Source organism: Polaromonas sp. P1_G4 (assembly GCF_056405475.1).
The window spans coordinates 1-2685 of record NZ_JBFUCA010000549.1 but is presented as its reverse complement, the minus strand read 5'-3'; the positions used below and the strand labels follow the sequence as shown (position 1 = coordinate 2685).

At 54.1% G+C, this 2685-nt stretch carries 3 protein-coding genes; all 3 read right to left on the bottom strand.

Annotated elements, in window-relative coordinates; translation table 11 throughout:
- Positions 1–978 (bottom strand): GAF domain-containing protein (locus tag AC1D1X_RS20315; RefSeq protein WP_477699013.1); only part of this gene is annotated, 978 nt, incomplete at its 3' end.
- Positions 975–1766 (bottom strand): 3',5'-cyclic-nucleotide phosphodiesterase, encoded by a 792-nt coding sequence (locus AC1D1X_RS20310; protein WP_477670596.1) that lies wholly within the window; start codon positions 1764–1766, stop codon positions 975–977. The genes AC1D1X_RS20310 and AC1D1X_RS20315, both read right to left, overlap by 4 nt.
- A gap of 36 nt (positions 1767–1802) precedes the next feature.
- Positions 1803–2685 (bottom strand): adenylate/guanylate cyclase domain-containing protein (locus tag AC1D1X_RS20305; protein ID WP_477699012.1); only part of this gene is annotated, 883 nt, incomplete at its 5' end.

Sequence of the window (2685 nt, the reverse complement as noted above, 5' to 3'; positions counted from 1 at the left end):
GGGAAACACCTGTGGAACCACGCGTGCCCCTCGCACAGCCTCCGGATCCACACACATGATCACGAGGCCTTCGGTAGTTTCCTCCAGCGGAATCCAGCCTTGCTGTTCAATAAAGTCCCGTTTTAACGCACCATGCAACATCTCCGAGCGAATCCGCCCAGCATTGAATGCTTCGTAGGCCACACCAAAAAACTTGGCAAGCGAAGCACCAATCTGAGTGGGCCGGATGTGGAAGTTGGCCATGAGCATATGCTCGACAGACTGACCTTCTTCCCGGGCCTGGCGGATGCATTGCTGTAATTCTTCTTGGGACAGCACACCTTCCGTCACCAAGCCGTCGTACTTGGTAGCTTTGCGCCTTTGGCTGTCGCCCGCTTTTTGCATTCGCTGGCGTATGGCAATGCCCAAAGTCTTGCACAGCTGCAGCGCACCGTCTTCCTCAAGTTTTCCAAAAGGCTGATCGCTCCGGTTGTTGATAACCTGCARCACGCCGTACAACGTCTCTCCGTCCATGACGGGAGCCACCAGCATCTGCTTGGTTCTGTACCCGGATCGCTTGTCAACTTCCTGGAGAAAGCTCAACGCAGGATGAATTTTCTTCAGCGCCTCCTCATCGTAGACGTCCGCAATATTCACCATCTGGCGAGCCATGGCAACGTAGCCCGCAATGCTCTGCGCACTGACCGGGAGTTTCAGGTCGCGGCTGGTATTGAGCCCCGTCTTGACCTTGGAAACAATGGAACTGCGGTCTTCGTTGACTGCATAAAGTGTTAACCGGTCTGCGTTAAAAAGCTTGCAGATGTCCTGGCTGGCTTCGAGCATGATCTGCTCGACATTTTCCGTTTCGTGAATCCGGTTGGTAACCAGCTGAAGCTGCCGGAAATACAGGGCTTCAAAAGTAACGCCCCGCTCCTGGGGAGGCAACATCTGCGAGTCAAAAAACTCGTCCTCGGGGTCACGTTGCAATACGGCGCTCATAGCTCAAACTCCTGGCCCGCCCTCAACCACCGGATGTCGTGCGATACATTCGGGCCAAACGGGCGGGTTTGGTCAAAACGCTGTATCTCGGCCATGATCAGGTCGGTCTCGGCCGGTTTGGTATGGGTAATGTAGATGGGATAACTGTGTCCTCGCTCGATGCAATCGAGTTCATTGGCAAGCGCATGAGGAGAAAGATGAAGGCTCCGCTTGGCAAGGTCGCGCTCACGATTGCTAAATGCCGTTTCGATGACCAGCATGGCAACCCTTATCTGATTAATGCGGGCCCACAGAGCCGGATTCTGTTCCGTGTCGCCCGTGAACACCCAATACCCCTTGCCCGTGGCCACCGCGTAGCCTGCAGCCGGGACGGTATGCACGGCAGGTAGAACCTCTATTTGCTTACCAGCCAATAACAAGGTTTGTCCGATTTCCAGAGGGTGAAAACTGACAAACGGGGCCTCGGGGCTGGGAATGCGGGAAAAGTCGGGCCAAATGGTGTTGTTGAAAATATGCGCCTTCAGTGCGTCAATCGTGCCCTGCAGCGCATGAATCTGGATAGGTGTTGTTCGCCGGGCGGCAATGGCGTCCACCATCAACGGTAACGCGGCCACGTGATCGAGGTGCGAATGCGTCAACAGAACATGGTCAACACCGGCCATCTCATCCAGCGTGAGATCTCCCACTCCCGTACCGGCATCAACCAACAAATCATGGTCAAGCAAAAAAGACGTGGTCCGGCAGTCTTTGGCAATGGCTCCCGAGCAGCCGAGTACACGTACTTTCATGAGATTTCCCGGTTGGCCTTGACTTGGAGGGTTGTGCTATTTGGTTACAAAATTGGTTGCGCCATCCCATTCCGGATCAAAAGGCAACAGCCTCATAGAGGCTACACGCTCCGCATACAGCCGGTAAAGGAACTTTTTGCCATTTATCCGATGTAAATTGAGCAATTGCACATCGCATTGATCCCAATCCTGCGCGCGATAAGCTTTTAACGCCATTCCCCAGGTTTTCAGCTCAGCCGCAATGTCCTTGTCGATCTGGTCTACCGGCACCAACGGCCAGAAAATGGAAACCGCCTGATCTTTGCCCTTCACGCGAACCTTGTCGAGTTCCTGCCATGCAAAATCATTCGCCTGCTTTCGGGTTGACTCGCTGACCACGATATCCACTCCGTAGGTTTTTGAGAGCCCCTCCAGACGCGAACCCAGATTCACGGAATCGCCAATCACGGTGTAACTGCGGCGGATATCCGAACCCATGTCACCCACACACATCGTGCCCGTATTGACACCGATACCTATGCCAATCTCGGGTAAACCCTTGATCTTGTGTTCCTCGTTGATCTTCTTGACTGCATTCGACATCTCAAGTGCCGTTTTGACTGCAAGACCAGCATGATCTGGCGTGTCGACAGGGGCCCCCCAAAAAGCCATCACGCAGTCACCCATGTATTTGTCAATGGTGCCGCGATTGCTGCGAATCAGGTCTGTCAGCCGGCTGAAAACACTGTTTAGCAAAGCCTGTAGTTGGGTAGGCTCCATCGACTCCGACATTTTGGTGAACCCGCGCATGTCGCAAAACATGACCGTCAGCTCCTTGGTCGTTGCCTTCATGCTGTAGCTGTCGGGATCTTTCACCATCTCGTCAACCAGTTCGGGGGGTACATAGGTGCCGAACAGATGGGCCAACTCACGCTTGGAT